Here is a 22,630-nt window from a genome sequence, read left to right as displayed (position 1 = left end):
ACCCTGATTTTACACGATTCGCCGCATGTCCACGATCCTGGTCGCGGCTTAATTTGACTTTAACCAACTTCCTGCACAGAGGTTGCTTTATATCGGGTGCAATGCTGTATATTTGCACCACCGAGGGGTGCGTTTGTTCAAAAATATCGACGATATCGACATGCAGGTTCAGGGGGGTGCGATTGCGGCATCACATTCCCTTCAATCGTCTTCCTCTGAACGGTTTTTTCCCAGCGAACGCTTGGCCGAATGGCGCGAATATCTGTCTGACATCGACTGGGTCCCCGATCTTGGTCTCGATATCGGCAGTCCGTCCTGGTTCAGGGGCCTGGTGACATTGACCGCCCTGTGCGGTTTTGCGATCAGCTGCCTGCCGGACTTTGGCCCGATTGCCGGACACCGGCCGGATCCGCTGATCGGATTTCGCGCCGATCAGGCCCGCTCGCAGATGATTGCGCCGCTCGCTTACGGTGCCGATACCGGTATCCGGATGGCAGCGACCGACGCGGTGCGGCCGTTGGCGGAAAGCCCGGAGCGCCCGTCGATTGAACTGGTCGCCACGCTGGGCCGGGGCGACAGCCTCCGCCGGGTGCTGCAACGCGCGGGTGTCGCCAGTGACGAGGCCAGGCAGGTCAACGATCTGGTGAGCGGCGCGGTACCGCTGAGTGACATCAGACCGGGGACCAAGATCGATGTCATTCTCGGGCGGCGCTCGGCAAAAAATCAGGCGCGCCCGTTGGACCAGCTGGCATTTCGTGCGCGGTTCGACCTGAACCTCGAAATATCGCGCGACGGCGACCGGCTGAAGCTCAACCGCAAGCCGATTCTGGTCGACGACACACCATTGCGGATCAAGGGTACGGTCGGCTCAAGCCTGTATCGCTCAGCCCGAGCCGCTGGCGCGCCAGCGGCAGCGGTCCAGAAATATCTGCAGGTCATCGGATCCAAAATGTCCGTCTCCCGCGACATCCGCAGCAGCGATGAATTTGATATCATCCTCTCCTATCGCCGGGCGGAAACCGGCGAGGTGGAAGTGGGTGATCTGATCTACGCCGGCCTCCAACGCGACGGCAAGCCAGCGGCACAGATGTTGAAATGGGAAAGTGGCGGTCGCACCAACTGGTTCGAAGCCTCCGGAGTCGGCCAGTCGAACGGCGAACTGGCACGGCCTACCAACGGCCGGATCACTTCGGGCTACGGGATGCGGCGTCATCCGATCCTGCGCTACAAGCGCATGCACAGCGGCCTGGATTTCGGTGGCGGCTATGGTGCACCCATTTACGCAGTAACAGACGGCACGGTCGTTTATGCCGGTCGCAAGGGCGGTTTCGGCAATTATGTGAAGCTGAAGCATGCGGGTGGACTGGCCTCCGGCTATGGCCACATGAGCCGGATCGCGGTCAGCAGCGGGCGGCGGGTACGGCGCGGCCAGATTATCGGCTATATCGGCTCAACCGGACTGTCTACCGGGCCGCATCTCCATTATGAGCTCTATCGCGGTGGCCGCACCATCAATCCGCGGTCGGTGAAGTTTGTCGAACGCGCGCAATTGGCTGGCCGCGAATTGCGCCGCTTCAAGGGTGAATTGCAAAAATTGCAGCTTGTCGCACCTGGTGCCGCCCTGAGGCCCCTGAAAAGCGCTTCGGCGCAGGTCGAGCCGGAACGCGAAATCAACCGGCTGAACAAACCGCTGCAAAGCTAGAGTCAGCAGCCAACACAGCAAACAGTTGTACAGAAGTGTTGAGCGATGCAGGCGGCTCCGCTAAGCCCTGACCATGTCACAGCAAGCCTCTTTTCCGAACAGCCGATTGCGCCGCGCTCGCACCCATGCATGGAGCCGGGACATGGTCCGCGAAAACCACCTGTCACCGGCGGATCTGATCTGGCCACTGTTCATTACCGATGGGGACAGCGTCGAAGAACCCATCACATCGCTGCCCGGCGTTTCCCGCTGGTCGGTTGACGGCATTGTCGAGCGTGCCCGTGAAGCGCGCGACCTCGGCATTCCCTGTATCGCGCTGTTTCCCAACACGCCGGCGAAAAAACGCAGCGATGACGGCAAGGAATCTCTCAACCCGGACAATCTGATGTGCCGCGCAACCAAGGCGGTGAAAGACGCACTCGGCAGCGATATCGGCATCCTGACCGATGTCGCGCTCGATCCGTACACCAGTCACGGCCAGGACGGGCTGATCGATGACAAGGGCTATGTCGAGAATGATCGGACGCTTGATATATTGGCCAAGCAGGCGCTCAATCAGGCGAATGCCGGTGCTGATATTATTGCGCCGTCCGATATGATGGATGGCCGGATCGGGGCGATCCGCGAGGTTCTGGAACTGGCGCATCATCATAATGTCCAGATCATGGCCTATGCCGCCAAATATGCCAGTGCCTTCTACGGTCCGTTCCGCGATGCGGTCGGATCCGGCGGGCTGCTCAAGGGCGACAAGAAAACCTATCAGATGGATCCCGCCAACAGCGACGAAGCGATTCGCGAGATTGCCTTCGATATTGCCGAAGGTGCCGACAGCGTCATGGTCAAGCCCGGGCTGGCCTATCTCGACATTGTCTATCGTGCAAAATCAGAATTCAATATTCCAGTGTTCGCCTATCAGGTTTCGGGCGAATATGCGCTGGTCAAGGTCGGCGCCGATGCCGGTATCGGCGATCATGACGCGCTGATGATGGAGAAACTGATCGCGTTCAAGCGCGCCGGATGCAGCGGCATCCTGACCTATTTTGCCGCCGATGCAGCGCGTTTGCTGCATGGCTGAACAAGCGACAGACATTATTCTGGAAACCGAACGGTTGATCCTGCGCCGCTGGCGGGAAAGCGATATCGAGCCGTTCCGGGAACATCTCAACACCCGCAATGTGATGCGCTGGCTGGGCGGCGTGCAGAGCCGCGAAAAATTCGACGCTGCGATCAAGCGGCTGGAAGGCTATGATCGCGACTTCGGCCACACCTTCTGGATTGTCGAGCGCAAGTCGGACGGCGAAATTCTCGGATTTTGCGGATTGAAACGAGTCAATGCGCCGCAGCCAAAGCTGACCGGTGCGCATGAAATCGGCTGGCGTCTGCGCGAAGACGCCTGGGGCAAGGGCTATGCCAAGGAAGCGGCGAGCGCCTGTATGGATGCTGCTTTCAAGCGCTGGAACGCACCATATGTCGTCGCACTTACCGTCGCGGGCAACGAGCCGAGCTGGGGGTTGATGAGGCGCCTCGGCATGGTCCATTGTCCGGAGCTGGACTTTCACGACCCCAATTATGGCGAAGATCTGAACCCGACGATCGTTTATAAAATTACTGCTGATGAATGGAATTCGAGAATATGACCGATCCGCTGATCCTGCCGTTCAACGGCAAGAGCCCGAAAATTCACCCGAGCGCCTTTATCGCCCCTGGATGCAAGATCATCGGCGATGTCGAAATCGGTCCCGAATCGAGCGTCTGGTATAATTGTGTGATCCGCGCCGATGTGAATTTCATCCGGATCGGCGCGCGCAGCAACATCCAAGACGGCACCACCATCCATTGCGACAGCGCCACGCCGGCGACTCCCAACGGCCACCCGACGATCATCGGCGACGATGTCCTGGTCGGCCATATGGTGATGTTGCACGGCGCGACGCTCGAAGACCGCGCCTTTGTCGGCCTGAGCACCACGGTGATGGACGGCTGCGTGATCGAGGGCGACGCGATGCTGGCGGCCGGTGCGATCCTGACCCCGAACAAGCGCATTCCCTCCGGGCAATTGTGGGCCGGTTCTCCGGCCAAATTCATGCGCGAGCTGCCAGAGCCGGCAATCGCCGGAATGCGCATGGGTGTTGCCCATTATGTAGAAAATGCCAAGGCGCATAAAGCGGCGATTGACGATCTCGGCTAGTTTCAGCGATTCGCCCTAACGCAGGCGATTCTTCATCGCATCGATTTCACCCTGCTGGCGATCGACTTGCATGTTTACGGCATCGCGCTGTCTGGCAATGACTGCCGTTCCCCCAGACTGATCTTCGGAGGCCTCCCGCTCCAGTTGCTGCCGATAGAGCGTGTCGATGTCGGCCAGCGCCTCGACTGAAGGGCTTCGCACCATTTCGAGCCCGGCCAGCTCCATCTGGGCGACCACCCACAATTCGCTCGACACCGCTGAGCCGCGCGCAGCATCCACTCTGCTTTTGACTGCTGGCAGGCGGGCTTCAAACGCAGCATCGGCAGCGCGGCTTTGCGCCACCGCATCGTTGAGCTTTTGCTCCACATCCGTCGGTAGAGAAGCGACCACTGCAGCCGAATCGGTGGCTGCATCCATCACCGGCTCGTCTTCATAAGGGCGCTTTAACAGGGACGGAAAATCGCCCTCCTGCATCGCACACCCGGACAGCGTAACCGTGATAATCGTCACCAAAGCGGGCAGTTTTTTCATTGCCTCGTCTTTACGAGAGGCTTATCCGCTCTGCAACGGCCAATATGCGTTGGCAGTGGGTGACGCGACATCGCCTGTGCGAATAGCCAAAAACGCCTTAAGCCGGTTGACAGTGCCAGCCTCATCGGTTAGCTGCCCACTCTTTCCAGCGTGAGCCGAAAGACTCGCGTTAACGGCCTTGTGCGCTGGAACCATAAATTTGAAACGGAAACATAGCCATGTTCGCAATTGTGCGCACCGGCGGCAAACAATATCGGGTTGCCGCAGGAGATATTATCGCAGTCGAAAAACTAGCTGGTGAAGCTGGTGATTCGATAACCCTCGACGATGTTCTGCTTGCCGGCGACGGCGATGACATCAAGGACGTCAAGGGCCTGACCGTATCCGCCGAGATACTCGGACAGGAAAAAGGCGAGAAGGTTATCATCTTCAAGAAGCGCCGCCGGCATAATTATCGCCGCAAGAACGGCCACCGCCAGCAGCACACCGTGCTGAAGATCAGCGCGATCGGTTCTGAAAAGGCGCCGAAGAAGGAAGCTGCCAAGAAGGCCGATGCGCCAGCAGAAGAGAAGGCAGCGGCGAAAGCCAAGGCAGCTCCCGCTGAAAAGGCTTCGACCGAGAAAGCACCAGCCAAAAAAGCTGCTGCCAAAACTGAAACGAAACCCGCTGCCGCCAAAAAGGCTCCAGCGAAGAAGCCAGCAGCCAAGAAGTCTGCTGCGAAGAAAGAGGACTAAACCATGGCACATAAAAAAGCAGGTGGTTCATCCCGCAACGGACGCGACTCAGAGGGTCGTCGTCTGGGCGTCAAGAAATTCGGCAGCGAAGCTGTTGTCGCAGGCAATATCATCATTCGCCAGCGCGGAACCAAGACCCATCCGGGTCGCAATGTCGGTATGGGCAAGGACCACACCCTGTTTGCGCTCATTGATGGCAAGGTGGAATTCCACAAAGGCAAGCTCGGTCGCAAATATGTGTCCGTAGATGCCATGGCGGAAGCCGCAGAATAACCGGATAATCGATAAAGGGTTATCCACCAGAGGGATGACCCGGCAGGTTCTACAGAACCGTCAATTTCAGGGAGAGGGTCATCCTCTCCCTTTTTTTGTCTCTCCCTGTCGCAACGTCACGGTCTTGTAACGGTCACCCGCTAGCGGGCTAACCAGCCAAGACCGGGGGCGTTATAAAGTGACAATGGAGAGTCCAGATGTTTGCCGTCACCACAAGATTATTACTGAGACCCGGCTGGCCAGAAGATGCTGGTGCCTTGTTCAACGCCATCAATGACGAGGCGATTGTTCGAAATCTTGCGAGCGCCCCTTGGCCTTACAAGCGGAGCGACGCCGAAGAATTTCTGGCGACGCCGCGGCCACAATTGCAGCCCAATTTTCTGATCTTTCGCAGCAATGGTCAGCCACCGGAATTATTGGGCTCGATAGGATTTGGCCACGATGACGACGGGCATCTGGAGCTTGGCTACTGGATCGCCCGCGATCACTGGGGCAAGGGCTATGCATCCGAGGCCGGAAGAGCAGTTCTGGACATTGCCAGATCGCTCGGTCACGCAGAAATGCGAGCCGAGCATTTCTCCGACAATCCCGCGTCAGGAAAGGTCCTGAGAAAATTGGGCTTCAGGCCCACCGGCCGGACCGTTTCCCGATTCTCCAGAGGACGGGGTCAAGAAACCGCAGCGGTGCAGTTCAGTCTTTCGCTGGCGGGCGATGATTCGGGAGATGACGTCATGCGAGATATTGCTGCCTGAACTGATCTCAGGCGGCTTTTTTCAAACGGTCCCTGCTGGCAAGGCGCTTGGGTGCAGCGGTGGCCGCATGTCCTGGCTCTTGTTCCATGATCGCCGCTTCATACTTGCTCTCCGCGAGCTGGATCAGCGCCCGATCATCGATATCCCACGGATGGAAGCCGGGTTTGAAAAATTGCAGCAGCGGCCACAGCGTCCGCCGGAACGGTGCCTTGCCGATCAGCGCATATTGGAAGAGCCCGAACCATGCACGCGGCCCTGAAATGCCATCCTGTCGCAAGAGGTCGAGGACGCCTTTGGCCCTGTTCTTGGTAAAGCCGAACGAGATCTTGGCCATGAAGCTGCACCGCACGAGCCAGCATTTCAGTGGGCTCCAGTCTCTGGTGACGTGCAACCAGGTATCATAGGCAACGCCTTTGTGCTCAATTTCTTCCGAGGCATGCCACAACCAGAGCTTGCGCTGATGGTCATCGGCCGTTTCAAAATGCGCTGGGTTGGCGATTACCTCAGCCGCCAGAATCGCGGTGATGTGCTCAATACACATGGTCGCCGCGAGATGGGCATATTCCGAGCGCATGCGAATGCCGTTGACGACAGTGTTAATCGCCTGCTCAAGTCGGCTAATATCAAAATCGCAATCTTTCAGATGATCGTTGAAGCAATGATGTTCCCGGCTGTGGATGGCTTCCTGCTGGATGAATGCGCGAATTTCCTGCTGCAATTTTGGTGGCACGCGCTTGCGAAACTTTTTGACCGATTCGATAAAAAACGTTTCACCGGCCGGAAAGGTGACAGACAGCGCATTGAAAAAGGCAGACGCATAAGGATCTCCCCCAACCCAGCGGCGGCGTTCAATCATAGCATTGGAGAAATGTCGATTGCGGGGTCTGATATTCAGGTCAGCGGGCGTTGCGCTCTTGTTGGATGCCTGAATGTCTGTCGCTGCATCAGCGCTCGTTGAGGCGATTGCCATGACTGCCTGTGTACCTCCCAGTACTCGTTATATATTCGCGTCACCAATTCGTTGGTTAAGCGTTGGATAAACAAGGAAGGTTAAGCTTTGGCATCAGATGATGCTTTAGATTCATGGTTAAATTTGAGTTGGTATGGCTCAAAACCGACGAAAATCGGGCCACACAAACCTTAATCGCCAATTACGCCATGGTTTATTTACGTCGATAGCGAAAATACCAGACATCATGGCCCTGTTTGCGCGCCTTGGCCTCATAGCGCGTCTCCGGCCAGCCGCCGGGCCGCCTCATCCAGTCGTCCGGACTGGCGCAAAGCCACTCGAACTCGGGCCGCTGGTTCATGATCATGCAGGCCCATTCCAGATAGACCGGATGATCGGTCCCGAAGCGGAATTCTCCGCCGGGTTTCAGTTTCGCCGCGATGAGATTGACCGGGCCATCATTCATGAAACGGCGTTTCGCATGACGCGCCTTGGGCCAGGGATCGGGATGCAGCAGATAAACAAAACTCAGCGCGCCATTCGGAATCCGCTCCAGCACATCCAGTGCATTGCCCATGTGCAAGCGGACGTTGGCCAGATGGCGATCACGGACATGCTGCAGCGCGCCGACCATGCCATTCAAATATGGCTCGCAGCCAATAAAACCATGATCCGGCAACATGTCCGCACGTTCCGCCAGATGTTCCCCGGCGCCAAATCCGATTTCGAAATGCAGCGGTCGATCACCGCCAAACAGCGACCGTGCCGTGACCGGACCTTCCGTCGGAACCGCTATTTGCGGCAGCAGCTTCTCGACCAGCTCCACCTGCTGGTCGCGCAGCGCATGGCCCTGCCGCCGCCCATAGAGCTGGCGGATAGTGGTGGGATCTCCGTCTTTATATGCGGTCATTGCACGTATGCTGTAGCCAGAAAGGCGCGCGTCACAGTGCGGCCTTCAGTGCATCAACTAAATCGGTCTTTTCCCAAGTGAAGAAATCACCCTCTGCCTTGCGACCGAAATGGCCATAGGCAGAAGTGGGGCCATATATCGGCTTGTTGAGGCCGAGATGGGTCCGAATGCCTTTGGGTGTCAGGCGCACCAGCTTCGGCAAGATCTCTTCCAGCTTCTCTTCGCTGACCGTGCCGGTGCCGTGCAGATCGACATTGATCGACAGCGGTTCCGCAACACCGATGGCGTAGGACAGCTGGATCGCGCAGCGCTTGGCGAGGCCTGCCGCGACGACATTCTTGGCCAGATAGCGCGTGATATAGGCAGCCGAGCGATCGACCTTGGTCGGATCCTTGCCGGAAAACGCACCGCCGCCATGAGGGCTCGCTCCACCGTAGGTGTCGACAATGATCTTGCGTCCAGTGAGACCAGCATCGCCATCCGGCCCGCCAATTTCAAACCGGCCGGTCGGATTCACGTGAATCACCGTATTGTCGGTAATAAAGCCGTCCGGCAGCACCCTGTTGAATACGTCCATGACATATTCGCGCAATTCCTCATAGAGCTCCGGATTATCGCTGTCCTTGTAATAGCCCGGCGCGTGCTGGGTAGAAACCACTAGGGCAACCGCCTCTACCGGCACTTCATCCACATACCGCAGCGTCACCTGGCTTTTGCTGTCGGGCTCCAGAAACGGCGCCTTGCCGCTGTGGCGGTCGTCGGCCATCTGCTTCAGTATCTGATGCGAATAATGCAATGTCGCCGGCATCAAATCCGGTGTTTCGTCACTGGCATAGCCGAACATGATTCCCTGATCGCCTGCGCCCTCATCCTTGTTGCCGCTTTCGTCAACGCCTTGCGCGATATGGGCTGATTGCGGGTGCAAATGATTTTCGAAGGTGAGATTCTGCCAGTGGAATCCGTCCTGTTCATAGCCGATTTTCTTTACCGTCTCACGGACTGCGCGCTGGATCTCTTCCTGAGCGCCAGGAGCCCAGTTTCCGTCTGTATCGATCATGCCTTTGCCACGCACTTCGCCGGCGAGAATGACAAGATCGGTCGTCGTCATTGTCTCACACGCGACCCGCGCTTCCGAATCTTTCGTAAGGAACAGATCGACGATGGCGTCGGAAATCTGATCGGAAACCTTGTCAGGATGGCCTTCAGAGACCGATTCGGAAGTGAAGATAAATTCGGAGCGCATGATAAATTCCTGAATTTTTTCCAAAGAGACATAAGGAAATGTTTATATGTGCTTTAACGGGCGCGCACGCGGATGGCAATGGCAGATAGCAGCAAAATCAGCGCCATCCCCAGCGGCAATATATTGCCATAGCGCGCGAATAGCGATGGTGCCTTTGCGGTTGGCAGCCGGCTGTCGATGCGGCCCGCTTGCGCCATCGGGACGCTGGCTCTCACCGTTCCGTTGGCGTCGATCACCGCTGAAATGCCGGTCGGCGTGGAGCGGATCACGGGAAGCCCCTCCTCAATCGCGCGCATGCGCGCCTGCGCCAGATGCTGCGGCGGCCCCCAGCTGCCGAACCAGGCATCATTGGACGGATTGAAGATAAAGTCCGGCCGGTTGTCACGATTCACAACCTGCCCGGAGAAGATGATTTCATAGCAGACCTGCAGGCCAACCTTGCCGAATGCACCCAGATCGATGGAGCGGGGACCGGGGCCCGGCCAGAAATCAAAGTCACCGGGTGCCAGCCTAGACAAGCCAATAGCCGACAGAAACGGGCGCATGGGCAGATATTCGCCATAAGGCACCAAATGCGCCTTGTCATAACGTCCGAGCAGTTCGCGCTGTGCGTCCATCGCAAACACGCTGTTGCGCGCACCGACCGCTCGGCCGCCGGCCTCATCAAATTCAAGCTTCAGCGCGCCGAGAACGAGGACATCGCCAGGCTTCATCAGTGCGCCGAGTTGCTGACGCACAAATTGCGGCGGTCGGCCGTAATAATAACGCTGCGGATATCCGGTCTCCAGATAGTCGGGGATCGCCGCTTCGGGCCAGAAGATCAGGCGCGGCTGGTCATCTTTTCGCACCGTCAGCTGAGCGAGCTTGGCCAGATTTTGGTCCTCGTAGCCAGCCTGCCACTTGTCCTGCTGACCGATATTGGGCTGGACCACGGTGATCAGCGGCTGGTCCGCAGCAACCGGAGTCGCTTCGTGCCCCGGCAGCACCGACAGGCCTGCAAAGAGGAGAACAAGCGGCAACGCCGGCTTCCATTGACGCTGCAACATCAGCCACAGGCCGCCGGCCCCGGCGAACAGCAGCGCCGAGAGGCCATAGGAGCCGATAAACATCGTCAGATCCGCCATCCGGCCCAGTGGCAGCGCTATCGCGCCCAACGGACTCCAGATGAATCCACTGAAGACCCAGCTGCGCATCCATTCGGTAACGATCCACATCCCCGCCAGAGCTGGAATCAGGACCAGCGGCCGGTCTCTGGCGATCCACCGGGCCACCAGCGAAGCCAGCGCCGGGAATATTGCCAGATAGAGCGACAGCAGCACGACCGCGACATAGCCCAGCCATTCCGGCATCGCCGCCTGGAAGGTGAACGCTTTTGCGATCCAGTTCAAACCGACGACAAAATGACCAACCCCGAACAGCCAGCCGCTGAAAAAAGCGCCTTTGCGGCTCTGCACGCCGACCAGGATCGCCATCCACAAGACGAGCATCAACAGAGTCAACGGCCACAGGTTGAGCGGCGCAAAGCCGGTAGCGCTCAAGCCGCCCGCGAGCAGCGAGATTCCATAGGGATGGCGAGCGATGATTTTCTCGATTTTTGACACTGGCGGCTTTTGCCGTGTTCGGCGTGGCCATTCAATTGCTAATTGCTCGAACCGGCATTTGCTTGCTATTGGCAGTCCATGAACCTGCTTGCTCTTCTGTTACTGGCGCTGTCGCAACCGGCAGCGAGCCCACCCAAACCACTGGACGAGATCCAGCGGCGTGACCTGTCCTGCGTTGCCGTGCTGGCAATTATTGCATCAGAGCAGGAGAGCGGCGTGGAGCGCTCGCTCGACTATCCGCTGCTGTCCGAACGGGGCGCCAGCTATGCTGCACAGGTCGGTCAGCGGATCATGGATGAAACCAGCAGAACCCGAGAACAGGTGCGCGAGGACATACTGGCCGCGGTCGCAGAGCAGCAAGCCATTGCCCGCGACGCTGCAGATCCGGATGAAGCCGTTCGCAAGGAAATGGCGACCTGCCTGCCATTGCTCGACGCCGCGGTACCGCCCAAACCCAAGCCGGACCTGACGCAATGCGCCGGGATGCTGCAGCTGGCCTATGATGAAGTCTACAAACGCGAAGGGCTGTCAAAGACTGCGCAAGACCTGAAGACGCTCGCTGCCGTGCTGGACAGCCGCGCCCGCGAGGAGATGCGGGCGGAGGGCCTGAGTGGCCAGGAAAGCGACATTATATTGACCCAGAGCCGGGAAGCGATGCTGGCCGAGGCCCAGCGGCGAGAAGCGCAAGGCCAGGGTTCTGATCTGGATTTTGACCATTGTTTCTTCCTAGCCGCACCAAAAGAAAAGCAGCCCCGCAATGACCATTGAAACCCCGGCGCCCTTGCGCCCTTTCCATCTCGCGTTCCCGGTCCACGATCTTGATGCGGCGCGTACGTTCTATGGCGAACTGCTTGGCTGTGAAGAAGGTCGCAGCGACAGCCACTGGATCGATTTCAGCCTCTTCGGCCATCAGATTGTCACTCATCTCGATCCGGATTTTGTGCCCCGGCCGCTGATCAATCCGGTTGATGGCGAACAGGTGCCGGTGCCGCATTTTGGTGTGGTATTGACGATGCCTGACTGGCAGGCGCTGGCCGATCGGCTATCCGCGGCCGCGGTCAAATTCGTGATCGCGCCAACCATCCGATTCAAAGGACAGGTTGGCGAGCAGGCGACAATGTTTTTTCAGGACGCCAGCGGCAATGCCCTTGAGTTCAAGGCCTTTGCCAATGATGACCAGTTGTTTGCCAAGGACTGAGCCAGCCGGACCTTTTCAGCCCGACCGGCCTATTCTTCCTGCTCAAATTTCCAGCGCTCCAAAGCAGCGGCCAATTGCCGTTCGGCCATGTCGCGCGCCGAATCGCGAGGCAGGCCGAGCGAACCGGATAGCCGGTCGCCGATCAGCGCATCGCCCAGCGCCATCAGCACCAGCGCCAGCGTGTCATCATGCTTTTCCCGGTCTTCATGGCCGCCTTCACCAATATCGTCGACCAGTTCGTGGATTGCATCGACAATCGGGTCGAGCGCGTCTTCATTCCCGGTCAGCATCATCCAGGACCAGAGCGCTGCGCCGCCTTGCTTGTCAAAAGCGTCAAACGTCAGGTCGACAATGTCACGCACGCTACCTTCGCCGGTGCGCGACTTCAGGATCGCCTGCGCGATCATGCCGCAAACTTCATCCGACAGATATACAGCGAGCGCCTTTTGCAGGCCCGATGCGGAACCGAAATGGTGCAGAAGATTGGCGTGGGTGCGGCCAATCCGACTGGCGACAGCCTTTAGCGTCACCGATTGCGGGCCTGTCTCGATCAACAGATCGCGGGCAGCGGCCAGCGCCATGCTGCGGCTTTCTTCAGGGGAGAGACGGCGTTTCGCTATTGACATTTATGTAAGCAACCCTATTTTCATTAATGTTAGCTATAGGCTGCATTTCGAAAATTGGAAGCATCTGATGAATATGCTCAGTTCCATCGGCACCGAACCCCAAACCATCAGCACCCCGACTCCGGTAGGCCACGAAATTACCCCCCGCGACCGGCGATTTGGGCGCGAAGCCGATTTCCATCCAGAAAAATATTGGCAAAATGGTGATCCGGTGGCGACCGCCTTTTACAATTGCCTGTCACTCACCTTCCCGCGCGGCGAGGCTTTTTTCATCGAAAGCGTGAAGGAGTTTCGCGATCACACTCCGCCAAAGCTGCAAAAGGAAATCCGCGCCTTTGTTCAGCAGGAGGTGATTCACAGCCGCGAGCATCTGGCACTCAACCGCCGGGTCGAGGAACAGGGCTATGACACCAGCCGGATCGAACAGCGGATCAGCGAATCGCTTGGCATGACCAAGGGCCGACCCAAGATCACCAATCTGGCGGCGACGATGATTCTTGAACATTTTACCGCGATCATGGCCCAGCAATTTCTCGCCAATCCCCGGCACTGGCAGGATTCTGATCCGGAAACTGCCGAGCTGTGGCGCTGGCACGCGCTGGAAGAGATCGAGCACAAGGGCGTCGCCTATGACACCTGGCTCTATGCGACCCGCGACTGGAGCCGCTGGCAGCGCTGGAAGGTAAAGGCGCTGATGATGCTGGTCATCACCCGGAACTTCTGGGGCAATCGCTGGCGTGATGCGCTTGACCTGCTCGCGCAGGACGGCCTCACCGGCTGGCGCGTCAAGCTAAAATTGCTGAAATTTCTGCTTGTTGAACCCGGTATCGCACGGGCGATCATCGTCCCGTGGTGTAAATTCTTTCTGCCGGGTTTTCATCCATGGAATGAAGACGACCGGCATCTGATCCAGCGGGCCGAAAGCGACTATGAAGCAGCGCTGACCGGACGACCAGCCTCCGCCTAGCCAATAAAGATCAATGGGCCGCCTTGCTCATATCGACTTTTTCCACCCATTCCGGGAAAAAACTCGGCTCGCGGTTTGACCAGCCCGGCGCCGTTGCGGCGGCTTCACTGATCGATTGCAGCAGGCCCTTGCGGGTTTTCGGATGGAGATGCGGCAGTGCAGCGGCGGCGCAAAAGGCACCGGGAAGCCACGGACGGGCGTCCGGCCCGAGCAGCCGCTCATAGAGAAAGCGAAATGCCGGAAAACTGTGGATACGCCCCTGCCCCAGATCGTAAGCGGCCAGCGAAATCAACGATGGCATAAACGCCTCGATACTGTCGATCGCGCAATCCTGCGGGATCGTCTTTCGGATCTCGGCCAGCCGGCGATAGAGAGACATCTGCACCTTGATCCCAGCTTCCTCGACCTTGTCCCGCGACCATGTTTCGATGGCGTCCGAGCGCTCCAGACCAACATCCAGGGAACGGCGGATATACCGCTGGGCGGCAGAGCTGAAACTCGCAAATTCCTTCATCTCGGCCAGCGTCATCGCTCCGGGAACGGATCGTGTTTCCTTGGTCATGCTGTCGCAACTCCTCGTTCAGTTGAACCACGAAGACATTTGACCCAAACATGGTTAGTAATTGGTTAAGCAGCAGGAGATTTATCAGGCTTCACGCTGGCCGGATGGGAAAATTGCGCGCCCGGCTTATAAAGTTTCGACCAACGGCAAGCAGGGTTCGACCGGACACGATTCCCGTAGAGACAATTGATACCATATTGCCCTAAGTTGGCGTGAACGGATGAATTGAACATATATGAGAAAATTTGAACTGGGAAATCACAAGCCGTCGGTCGGGCATCAGGTCGCAATCCTGTCGATTCTCGGATTCTGGCTTTTCTATGTGATCGTTCTGACGCTGCGGGCCTCGATTGGCGACTGGCCAGCCCAGGGCGAAATGGCGATGCGCCGCATTGTCGTGACCATCTTTGGCATCGGCATTACCTATCTGCTGTATCTTGCGCTGCGGCATTTCGAGGACAAAGCGCTGTCCACCCGTATCATCACGGCCTTCGCCGCCGCCATTCCCTGTGCGATCATCATTGCCTGGTTCAACCATCTGGTGTTCAATGTCTATTATCCGGAAAATCTGTGGGACGAAGCGCATGTCGAGGAAATGCGCAAATATATGGCGCAGGACAATCTTGCCCTGAAGGCGATTTCCGAAGACGCTACCTCCCGTTTTTTCTTCATCATCAGCTGGGCCTCGCTCTATCTGACCCTCAGCTATGCGAGCAAGGTTCGCCAGGTCGAGCGCAAGGCCGCCCGCTTCGCTCAGGCGGCGCAGGATGCGGAATTGCGGTCGCTGCGCTACCAGGTCAATCCGCATTTCCTGTTCAACACCCTCAACAGCCTCAGCACTCTGGTCATGCGCAGCCAGTCCGAGGAAGCAGAGGAGATGATCCTCAACCTGTCCAAATTCTATCGCACCAGCCTGTCGGGGGACCCCCTGGAAGACGTGCCGCTGTCGGAAGAAGTACATTTGCAAAATCTTTATCTCGACATCGAAGCCGTCCGGTTCCCTGAGCGGCTGCGAACGAAGGTGCATATTCCGGATGAACTGCTCGGCGTGCTGGTTCCCGGATTGATTTTGCAGCCGCTGGTCGAGAATGCGATCAAACATAGCGTTGCGCACAGCAAGCGGCCGGTCACTCTCACCATCAGCGCCCGATCCGATGGCGACAATCTGATCCTGACCGTCGCCGATGACGGCGATCCGCGCCCGGTCGAACTGCAAGATGACGGCAAGAGCAGCGGCATCGGTCTCGCGAATGTCCGAGATAGGCTGGAAACGCGCTTTGGCCGGCAAGCCAGCCTCCAGACTGTACGTCCGGTGGAAGGCGGCTATATTGCCCAACTGACCTTTCCTTTGATGCTGGACAATCCATGATCGACGAGACCGAACCCAAACCGCTGACGACGCTGATAGTCGATGATGAACCGCTGGCGATCGAACGTCTCCAACTGCTTTGCGCTCGACAGCCGGATATCGATTTGATTGGAACCGCCAGCGATGGGGAAGCAGCGCTGCGGCTCACTGAACAGTTGAAACCGGATCTGCTGCTGCTGGATATCGCAATGCCCGGAAAGGATGGACTCGACGTCGCACGGGCGCTGTCGGGCAAGCCCGATGCGCCTGCCATTATCTTCGTTACCGCGTTCGACCGCTTTGCCGTGGAGGCCTTTGATGTTGCGGCGATCGACTATGTGCTGAAACCGGTCGAGCGCGACCGGCTCACACTGGCGATTTCCCGGGTACGGGAACGCACCGCTGAGCCAAGATCCGTCGAAACCGAAGATTCTCCATGGGCAGAAGAATTCTGGGTGCCGTACAAGTCCGAGCTGCGGCGCATTGTCGCCTCTGAAATTGACCGGGTCGAGGCCGAACGCGACTATATGCGGCTTCACGTCGGCAATGTCAGCTATCTGCTACACCAGACCATAACCGGCCTCGAAGAACGCCTAAACCCGGAAGAGTTTATCCGTCTACATCGTTCCCATCTGGTCCGGCGCGACTGGATAGCTGGGTTGCGCCACGATGGCGGCGGCGTGTGGATCGCCTGCCTCAAATGCGACACCGAGATCCGCATCGGGCGAACCCATCTGGCGGAAGCGAAAAAGCTCGCCGGACGATAGGGAACCTCCAGTCCGTTGGCCCAATCAGCCCCGGCGTTCGTGTCGGGGCAGCAGATGATCCGCCGTCTACTAGCTTGGCAAATCTGCGAGCAGCTTGTCCAGCGTCGCTGGATATTCGCGCACGCGAATCCCGGTCGCGTTGTAGATCGCATTGGTGACCGCGGCCGCTGCACCGCAGATGCCGAGTTCGCCAATGCCCTTTGCCTGAATCGGGCTGGCCCATTCGTCCCGCTCTTCCAGCAGCACCACTTCAATTTGCGGCACATCCAGATTGACCGGAATATGATATTCCGCGAGATCGTGGTTGACGATATGGCCGTCGCGGTTGTCAAACACCATTTCTTCGGTCAGCGCGCTGCCAATCCCCCAGATCATTCCGCCATAGCATTGCGATGTTGCGGTTTTCTCGTTGAGGATCCGGCCTGCGCCAAACACTCCAAGCATCCGCCTCACCCGTGTTTCGCCGGTCACCGCGTTGACCGCGACTTCGGCGAAATAGGAACCATAGGTGGCCTGTTGCATCTCCTCCAGCGTCTTGCCAGGTTCGATATGACCGGTCGCCGTGATCGTCTCTCCCGCCAGAATCTCGGCAATCGGACGGGCCGCTTCGCCCTTACCTGCTTTACCATCACCCAGCCGAAGATCGGACTCATCGGTGCCCAGCTTTTTCGCAATCTCTTTCCTTATATCCTCGCAGGCCAGAAACACCGCAGAGCCCGCAGAGGCGGCACCCCAGGATCCGCCCGATCCCGGTCCAGCGGGGAGGTCCGTATCACCCAATCTGGTCTCGATCCTGTCGGCTGGCAGCCCGAGCATTTCGCCCGCAATCTGCGTCAGAATCGCATAGGTTCCGGTCCCGATATCGGTCATGTCGGTTTCGACCAGCGCGCTGCCGTCGGCCTGCAGCGTGACCTTGGCCTTTGCTTCGGACAGGATGTTGACCCGGGCCGCACCGGCCATCCCGTGTCCGATAAGCCAGTCACCCTCGCGCAATGCGCCGGGCTTCTTGTTGCGCTTATCCCAGTCGAACAGGCGCCCGCCTTCATCCAGCGCTTCCACGAACCGGCGCGACGAATAGGGAAGGTCCTGCTCCGGGTGCCTGTCCGGAATATTGCGCTTGCGCAGTTCGACCGGATCGATTCCCGCAGCTTCCGCCAGTTCGTCCATCGCGTTTTCCAGCACCTGCATGCCCACCGCTTCGCCCGGTGCCCGGACAGAACCGCCACATGTCCGGTTGACCCGCGCCACTTCGATGCCGAGCTTGCGGTTCTTGCCGCCATACATGAAATGCGTCGCCTGGGTGACAGGCTCGTAGAAGCCTTCTTCGGGCAGGTTGGACACCAGGCATTCATGACCGACGCCGGTCAACACACCGTCGGTCCCGCAGGCCAGACGCACATGCTGCCGGGTTTCCGACCGGCGCATCGTGGTTTCAAAAACCTGTGGCCGTGACAGAGTCACGCACACCGGCTTGCCGATCTCTTTAGCCGCGAGCGCTGCCGATACCGCTTCCGGCGAGATACCCAGTTTCGAGCCAAAGCCACCGCCGACATAAGGCGACAGCATATGGATATTGTCCGGCACGATATGGAGCGCGTCGGCCAGTTCGTTGATGTTGTAATTGAGCATCTGGTAGCTGCCGCGCAGAGTCAGCTTGTCGCCGTCCCAGCTGGCGATCGCGCAATGCGGTTCCATTGCGGCGCTATTGTGGCCCGGCGTGCGATAGACCTGATCGACGCTGAAAGCGGCGTCTTTCATCGCCTGATCAAGATTTCCCTGATCGAGCTGATCGTCGTCCGGCAAGTCGGTTTCGGTATCCTCTGCTTCGGGATCAAATGCCGCATTGCCTTCGGCTTCATAGTGCACATGCAATGTATTTGCGGCGTGGCGGGCCTGTTCAAACGTTTCGGCTACCACCAGCGCGATCGGCTGGCCGAAATAATCAACCTGCTTGGATCCTTGCGGCGGCGCTTCATTGGCACCACCCTGCGCCGGTCGCCTCAGCAAGCGATCGTCGGTAATCACAGCCAGAACACCGTTTTTGCCAATCATGCCTCTGCTCACGACATCCGTCACGCGGCCTTTGGAGATCGTCGCCCGGACCAGCACGCCGTGGACCATACCCGGCACATCCCATTCGTGGGCATAGGTCGCGCGACCGGAAACCTTGAGCGGCCCGTCCGGTCGATCCATCGGCGATCCGACCAGACCCTGCACCATGTCGTCGAGCCGGTTGCGGGAGTCCGCTTGATCCATTTTATGATGCGCGGTCATACGACTGCTCCTTTGTCCGTGGCTTCCTGAAGAACCGAAATCAACACTCGCCTGGTCAGCGGGATCTTGAAATCATTGCTGCCGTAGCCCTGAGCCTCAGCGAGCAATTTGTCGGCCGCCTTGCCGAACAGGTCAGCCGACGGCTTCTGCCCGACCAGCAGCGCCTCCATATCTGTATCCCGCCATGGCTTGTGCGCCAGTCCGCCGAAGGCGAGCGCCGCCGAAGCGATCGCCTCGCCATCCATCTCGACAATCGCGGCTACCGAGCAGAGCGCAAAGGCATAAGACGCGCGGTCACGCACCTTGCGGTATATCTGCTTGCCCGCGGCAGGCGGCGGCAAAATCACGGCGGTGATCAGATCGCCCGGCTCAAGAATATTATCATTCTCCGGATGATCGCCTGCCAGCAGATGAAAGTCCCGAACCGGCACCGTCTTCGTCTCGCCGCCCGCCATTTCAATTTCGACCTCCGCATCCAGAGCGGTCATCGCCACCGCCATGTCGCCGGGATAGGTGGCAATACAGGCATCGCTCGCGCCCAAGATCGCATGAATGCGATTAAAGCCTGCCAACGCCTGACAGCCGGACCCCGGCTCCCGTTTGTTGCAGGGCATCGCTGTATCGTAAAAATAATAACACCGCGTCCGCTGGCACAAATTACCGCCCGTGGTCGCCTTGTTACGCAGCTGGCCGCTGGCGCCGGCCAGGATCGCGCGCGACAAAACCGGGTAATCTTTCCGGACCCGCGCATCGGCAGCACAATCGCTGTTGGTGACCAGCGCACCGATCCGCAGCCCGCCGTCGTCGGTCTCTGAAATTTCGGAAAGATCCAGCCGATTGATATCGACCAACTTGTCAGGTGCCATCACCTCCAGCTTCATCAGATCGAGGAGATTGGTTCCGCCGGCGATGTAGCTCGCGTTCGCCGCGGCCTGAGCGGTGGCATCGGCGCGGTCATTGGCTCTGGCATAAGTGAACGGCTTCATGACTTGCCTCCCGCAACCTGACGGATCGCATTGACGATATTGGGATAGGCCGCACAACGGCACAGGTTGCCGCTCATCCGTTCCGATATTTCTTCGTCGCTCAGTTGGTCCGGACCCTCCAGGTCCTCGGATACAAAACTCGGCCACCCCGCCTTCGCTTCCTCCAGCATCGCGGTTGCCGAACAGATCTGGCCGGGTGTGCAATAGCCGCACTGGAAACCGTCATGCGCGACAAAAGCGGATTGCAGATCGGACAGATGGCCCGGCTCGCCCAGCCCCTCAATGGTGGTGATATCATCGCCATCATGCATGCAGGCCAGTGTCAGACAGCTGTTAATCCTGCGGCCCTCGACAATCACGGTGCACGCTCCGCATTGGCCGTGATCACAACCCTTTTTGGTTCCCGTCAGCCCCAGATGGTTTCGCAGGGCGTCCAGCAATGTCACTCTGCTGTCCGCCTCCAGCCTGTGGCTCTTGCCATTCACGTTCAGTTCCGTCGTTTCCATGAATAGGCCATCCTTCCGGTATTTTAGAATAAGGACCGGCGGTAATTCAGCGACGGCAGTGGTCAATGCGCCGCGCGATCGGGTCCCGCCGGGTTTCTGTTGTTACGCTCTGTCGCACCATTGGTTCCCGCAACTGCCACGCAATTCTCCCCGGCCCCATGACGGGCCAACCGCTTAAACATTGCCCCACGAAGACAATGGCTGTACGGGCGGCATCTGTTTTCGGGCTATCGCCGATCATGCCCCCTCTCGATCAAGGATTTATATTTTCACATGCCGCCATTTACACAGCCGACATTCCAGGAACGCACACAAATGGCCGCCAAAGCCAAGCAGGCCGCGCTCAAGAAACTGAAGGCGAAGAAGCCGCTCAGCCCGGAAGTCATTGCCGAGCGCAAAGCCGCCGAGCGAGCCCGTGAAGAGAAACAGGCCGCCGCCAGCGCAGAAAAACGCGCCGCTTTTGAAAAAGAAAAGGCCGAACGCAAGGCCGCGAAGGAACAGGCCAAGCCAAAACTCGCTCTTGGCCTGACCGAAACCGAGAAAAAAGCCGCTCGCGACGAACGCTATGCGAAGCGGAAAAAACGCAAGAGCAAGAGATAGGCGCCAGCCAACGGAGCTGATGCCCAGCCGTTATCGCTGGTGAGCGGCCACTGCGACCCCAGGGGCAAAGAGCAGCTTCACATAAGATTGCATCAACCGCACCTGCTGGGCCGTAATAGGCGGCTCGTCGAGCGCACGCGAGATCGTCAGGCCGCCCTCGATGACGGCGCTTACCATATCGGCCAGCGGGTCGAGATCGACATTGTCTCTCATGTCATGATTCGCGACAATATCCTCGAACATCGCCCGAAACCGGGTGCGCCAGCCAAGCACGGCTCGCTTGTTGGCCTCGCGCACCTCCCGGTTGAACAGCCGGTCCTGATAGGCAGCAGTGGCGACAATACAGCCCGGATGGCCATTGGGCATGTCATCCAGCATCTCGGCCAGCAGCTTTAGACCGATTAGCATGGTCTGCAGCGGTCCCTCGCCCAGTTCGGCAGCGCGGCCGAACAAATCATCGAACAGCTCGTTCTCGACCGCGATATGCCGGTCGATCAGCGCATGGGCGAGCGCATTTTTGTCGGGGAAATGATAGAAGAAACCGCTACGGGTAATCTCTGACCCCGCGACGATTTCCTCGATCGAGGTCGCCTCAAAGCCTTTCGCAAGAATCGCTTCCTGCGCGACATCCATGATTTTCGAACGGGTTTCACTGCCGCGCGCCACTGTCTGTCCCTCTGCCTGCGTGGAGAAATACTGTACCACGAGTCCAGTTTTTCGCAACGCTCCGGCTGTCTCTACCTTCAGTTTTTAGATAAATTTCTGTAAATATTGATTAAATTAAGAATAGGAGAACCAGACCACAGATCGACTATCATAGCAATGCGGTTCAATAGATATGCCCCTCGCATCAAGAGATACGAGGAGATATTATATGAATACTATTGAGAAACTGCTGCACACCGATCGCCCATGGCTCACGGACGGCGGACTGGAAACCTGGCTGTTCTTTCAGCAAGGCTTTTCTGCCCCGGAATTTGCCGCGATCGTCCTGCTCGATGATGACGATGCCCGCGCAGCGCTGCGCCGCTATTTTGACGGATTTCTTGAAATGGCCAGCGAGGCCGGCAGTGGCTATGTTCTCGACACGGCCACCTGGCGGGGTACACCGATATGGGCGAGCAAGCTTAGCCTTTCCGAGGAAGACCTGCTGCGCCTGAGCCGCGATGCCGTGGCCTTTGCCTGCGATATCCGCCACGACTGGTCTGACCGGGTCGCTGATATCGTGATCAATGGCGTCGTTGGTCCGGCCGGCGACGGCTATGAAGCGGGGACCATCGCCGATGCCGAGACGGCCCAGCGCATCCACACCCCGCAAATCACCGCGCTGGCCGAGAGCGGAGCGGATATGATCTCGGCGATCACCATGACCAGCATCCCGGAAGCGGTCGGCATCGCTCGCGCGGCCAAGGCTGCGGGATTGCCGTCGGTGATTTCCTTCACGCTCGAGACCGATGGCCGGCTGCCCAGTGGCGATACGCTTGACGCCGCGATTGAAGCGGTTGATCAGGCAACTGATGGTGCGCCCGCATATTATATGATCAATTGCGCCCATCCCGATCACTTCCGCGGGGCTCTGGCAGACGGGTCCGACTGGCTGTCCCGCATCGGCGGCGTCCGCGCCAACGCGTCGCGTCTCAGCCACGCGGAACTCGACGAAGCCGAGACGCTCGACGAGGGCAATCCTGAAGAATTTGGCACGCTGCATCAGGAACTGGCCGAACTGCTACCATCGCTGCGCGTCGTCGGCGGGTGCTGTGGCACCGACCATCGCCATGTTGGCTGCGTGTCGCACAATTTGCATAAACAGGCCGCGTAATCGCAAGAAAAGGATTGCTCCTGGCACAATCGGCCGGGGGCAAATTTTGGCCTCTTTGGCGCGCCTTGGCGAGACCAGAAGAAGCCAAAAATGG

Annotated in this window: 25 protein-coding genes; 14 read left to right on the top strand and 11 right to left on the bottom strand. The window is 58.5% G+C overall.

Annotated features, from left to right (window positions below; genetic code table 11):
• Window positions 1-127: 127 nt before the first annotated feature.
• The 4 genes from ACN0WW_RS15060 (at window position 128) to ACN0WW_RS15045 (ending at window position 3,890) form a co-directional block, all read left to right on the top strand.
• Window positions 128-1,702, top strand: coding sequence for a M23 family metallopeptidase (locus tag ACN0WW_RS15060; RefSeq protein ID WP_417613688.1), 1,575 nt, complete (start codon window positions 128-130; stop codon window positions 1,700-1,702).
• Window positions 1,703-1,775: 73 nt separating this feature from the next.
• On the top strand, window positions 1,776-2,777 hold the full coding sequence (gene hemB / locus ACN0WW_RS15055) for a porphobilinogen synthase (protein ID WP_417613687.1): 1,002 nt from the start codon (window positions 1,776-1,778) through the stop codon (window positions 2,775-2,777).
• Window positions 2,770-3,339 carry a GNAT family N-acetyltransferase gene (locus ACN0WW_RS15050; protein WP_417613686.1) on the top strand — a complete coding sequence of 190 codons (570 nt, stop codon included), beginning with the start codon at window positions 2,770-2,772 and terminating at the stop codon, window positions 3,337-3,339. Before hemB ends, ACN0WW_RS15050 begins: the two co-directional genes overlap by 8 nt.
• Window positions 3,336-3,890, top strand: a complete 555-nt coding sequence (locus ACN0WW_RS15045; protein WP_417613685.1) for a gamma carbonic anhydrase family protein — start codon at window positions 3,336-3,338, stop codon at window positions 3,888-3,890. The genes ACN0WW_RS15050 and ACN0WW_RS15045 overlap by 4 nt, the downstream gene beginning before the upstream one ends.
• Window positions 3,891-3,905: 15 nt before the next feature.
• Here the strand turns inward: ACN0WW_RS15045 and ACN0WW_RS15040 are convergent, their stop codons facing one another.
• On the bottom strand, window positions 3,906-4,421 hold the full coding sequence (locus ACN0WW_RS15040) for a hypothetical protein (protein WP_417613684.1): 516 nt from the start codon (window positions 4,419-4,421) through the stop codon (window positions 3,906-3,908).
• Between the two features lie 218 nt (window positions 4,422-4,639).
• Here ACN0WW_RS15040 and rplU point away from each other — a divergent pair, with 218 nt between their 5' ends.
• From rplU to ACN0WW_RS15025, 3 genes are all read left to right on the top strand, one after another.
• Window positions 4,640-5,155: a 50S ribosomal protein L21 gene (rplU, locus tag ACN0WW_RS15035; RefSeq protein WP_417613683.1), complete on the top strand. Its 516-nt coding sequence runs from the start codon at window positions 4,640-4,642 to the stop codon at window positions 5,153-5,155.
• Window positions 5,156-5,158: 3 nt separating this feature from the next.
• Complete coding sequence (gene rpmA / locus ACN0WW_RS15030) at window positions 5,159-5,428, top strand: 50S ribosomal protein L27 (protein ID WP_159646056.1); 270 nt, start codon at window positions 5,159-5,161, stop codon at window positions 5,426-5,428.
• A gap of 197 nt (window positions 5,429-5,625) precedes the next feature.
• Entirely contained in the window at window positions 5,626-6,180 is a 555-nt protein-coding gene (locus ACN0WW_RS15025; protein WP_417613682.1) for a GNAT family N-acetyltransferase, read from the top strand.
• A gap of 7 nt (window positions 6,181-6,187) precedes the next feature.
• Here ACN0WW_RS15025 and ACN0WW_RS15020 read toward each other — a convergent pair whose 3' ends face one another.
• The 4 genes from ACN0WW_RS15020 to lnt all read right to left on the bottom strand — a co-directional run bounded on the left by ACN0WW_RS15020 (window position 6,188) and on the right by lnt (window position 10,883).
• Window positions 6,188-7,150: a metal-dependent hydrolase gene (locus ACN0WW_RS15020; RefSeq protein ID WP_417613681.1), complete on the bottom strand. Its 963-nt coding sequence runs from the start codon at window positions 7,148-7,150 to the stop codon at window positions 6,188-6,190.
• A gap of 193 nt (window positions 7,151-7,343) precedes the next feature.
• Complete coding sequence (gene trmB, locus ACN0WW_RS15015) at window positions 7,344-8,039, bottom strand: tRNA (guanine(46)-N(7))-methyltransferase TrmB (protein ID WP_417613680.1); 696 nt, start codon at window positions 8,037-8,039, stop codon at window positions 7,344-7,346.
• Between the two features lie 31 nt (window positions 8,040-8,070).
• A complete protein-coding gene (gene metK, locus ACN0WW_RS15010; protein WP_417613679.1) occupies window positions 8,071-9,282 on the bottom strand; it encodes a methionine adenosyltransferase in 1,212 nt (403 codons plus the stop codon).
• 53 nt (window positions 9,283-9,335) lie between these two features.
• Window positions 9,336-10,883: an apolipoprotein N-acyltransferase gene (lnt, locus tag ACN0WW_RS15005; protein ID WP_417613678.1), complete on the bottom strand. Its 1,548-nt coding sequence runs from the start codon at window positions 10,881-10,883 to the stop codon at window positions 9,336-9,338.
• 78 nt (window positions 10,884-10,961) lie between these two features.
• Here lnt and ACN0WW_RS15000 point away from each other — a divergent pair, with 78 nt between their 5' ends.
• Together ACN0WW_RS15000 and ACN0WW_RS14995 are read left to right on the top strand one after the other, a co-directional pair.
• Entirely contained in the window at window positions 10,962-11,651 is a 690-nt protein-coding gene (locus tag ACN0WW_RS15000; RefSeq protein WP_417613677.1) for a hypothetical protein, read from the top strand.
• A complete protein-coding gene (locus ACN0WW_RS14995; RefSeq protein WP_417613676.1) occupies window positions 11,641-12,081 on the top strand; it encodes a VOC family protein in 441 nt (146 codons plus the stop codon). The genes ACN0WW_RS15000 and ACN0WW_RS14995 overlap by 11 nt, the downstream gene beginning before the upstream one ends.
• A gap of 29 nt (window positions 12,082-12,110) precedes the next feature.
• Here ACN0WW_RS14995 and ACN0WW_RS14990 read toward each other — a convergent pair whose 3' ends face one another.
• Window positions 12,111-12,707, bottom strand: coding sequence for a TetR family transcriptional regulator (locus tag ACN0WW_RS14990; protein ID WP_417613675.1), 597 nt, complete (start codon window positions 12,705-12,707; stop codon window positions 12,111-12,113).
• 67 nt (window positions 12,708-12,774) lie between these two features.
• Here ACN0WW_RS14990 and ACN0WW_RS14985 point away from each other — a divergent pair, with 67 nt between their 5' ends.
• Entirely contained in the window at window positions 12,775-13,674 is a 900-nt protein-coding gene (locus ACN0WW_RS14985; RefSeq protein ID WP_417613674.1) for a metal-dependent hydrolase, read from the top strand.
• A 10-nt stretch (window positions 13,675-13,684) separates the two neighbouring features.
• On the opposite strand, the gene ACN0WW_RS14980 is transcribed toward ACN0WW_RS14985, so the two are convergent.
• Window positions 13,685-14,236: a hypothetical protein gene (locus ACN0WW_RS14980; RefSeq protein WP_417613673.1), complete on the bottom strand. Its 552-nt coding sequence runs from the start codon at window positions 14,234-14,236 to the stop codon at window positions 13,685-13,687.
• A gap of 235 nt (window positions 14,237-14,471) precedes the next feature.
• Here ACN0WW_RS14980 and ACN0WW_RS14975 point away from each other — a divergent pair, with 235 nt between their 5' ends.
• Together ACN0WW_RS14975 and ACN0WW_RS14970 are read left to right on the top strand one after the other, a co-directional pair.
• Complete coding sequence (locus ACN0WW_RS14975) at window positions 14,472-15,605, top strand: sensor histidine kinase (protein WP_417613672.1); 1,134 nt, start codon at window positions 14,472-14,474, stop codon at window positions 15,603-15,605.
• Window positions 15,602-16,351, top strand: a complete 750-nt coding sequence (locus ACN0WW_RS14970; protein WP_417613671.1) for a LytR/AlgR family response regulator transcription factor — start codon at window positions 15,602-15,604, stop codon at window positions 16,349-16,351. The genes ACN0WW_RS14975 and ACN0WW_RS14970 overlap by 4 nt, the downstream gene beginning before the upstream one ends.
• 69 nt (window positions 16,352-16,420) lie before the next feature.
• Here ACN0WW_RS14970 and ACN0WW_RS14965 read toward each other — a convergent pair whose 3' ends face one another.
• The 3 genes from ACN0WW_RS14965 to ACN0WW_RS14955 are packed head-to-tail and all read right to left on the bottom strand — an operon-like array spanning window position 16,421 to window position 20,117.
• Window positions 16,421-18,625 (bottom strand): xanthine dehydrogenase family protein molybdopterin-binding subunit, encoded by a 2,205-nt coding sequence (locus ACN0WW_RS14965; protein ID WP_417613670.1) that lies wholly within the window; start codon window positions 18,623-18,625, stop codon window positions 16,421-16,423.
• Window positions 18,622-19,611 carry an FAD binding domain-containing protein gene (locus ACN0WW_RS14960; RefSeq protein ID WP_417613669.1) on the bottom strand — a complete coding sequence of 330 codons (990 nt, stop codon included), beginning with the start codon at window positions 19,609-19,611 and terminating at the stop codon, window positions 18,622-18,624. Before ACN0WW_RS14960 ends, ACN0WW_RS14965 begins: the two co-directional genes overlap by 4 nt.
• Window positions 19,608-20,117, bottom strand: a complete 510-nt coding sequence (locus ACN0WW_RS14955) for a 2Fe-2S iron-sulfur cluster-binding protein (protein ID WP_417613668.1) — start codon at window positions 20,115-20,117, stop codon at window positions 19,608-19,610. The genes ACN0WW_RS14960 and ACN0WW_RS14955 overlap by 4 nt, the downstream gene beginning before the upstream one ends.
• Before the next feature lie 273 nt (window positions 20,118-20,390).
• Here ACN0WW_RS14955 and ACN0WW_RS14950 point away from each other — a divergent pair, with 273 nt between their 5' ends.
• Window positions 20,391-20,717, top strand: a complete 327-nt coding sequence (locus tag ACN0WW_RS14950) for a DUF6481 family protein (RefSeq protein ID WP_417613667.1) — start codon at window positions 20,391-20,393, stop codon at window positions 20,715-20,717.
• A gap of 30 nt (window positions 20,718-20,747) precedes the next feature.
• Here the strand turns inward: ACN0WW_RS14950 and ACN0WW_RS14945 are convergent, their stop codons facing one another.
• Entirely contained in the window at window positions 20,748-21,383 is a 636-nt protein-coding gene (locus tag ACN0WW_RS14945) for a TetR/AcrR family transcriptional regulator (protein WP_417613666.1), read from the bottom strand.
• 208 nt (window positions 21,384-21,591) lie between these two features.
• Between ACN0WW_RS14945 and ACN0WW_RS14940 the strand changes: the two genes are divergently transcribed.
• Window positions 21,592-22,536 carry a homocysteine S-methyltransferase family protein gene (locus ACN0WW_RS14940; protein ID WP_417613665.1) on the top strand — a complete coding sequence of 315 codons (945 nt, stop codon included), beginning with the start codon at window positions 21,592-21,594 and terminating at the stop codon, window positions 22,534-22,536.
• Window positions 22,537-22,630 lie beyond the last annotated feature (94 nt).

The organism is Parasphingorhabdus sp., assembly GCF_048269865.1.
GTDB lineage: Bacteria > Pseudomonadota > Alphaproteobacteria > Sphingomonadales > Sphingomonadaceae > Parasphingorhabdus.
This window is presented reverse-complemented; position numbering and strand designations above follow the sequence as displayed.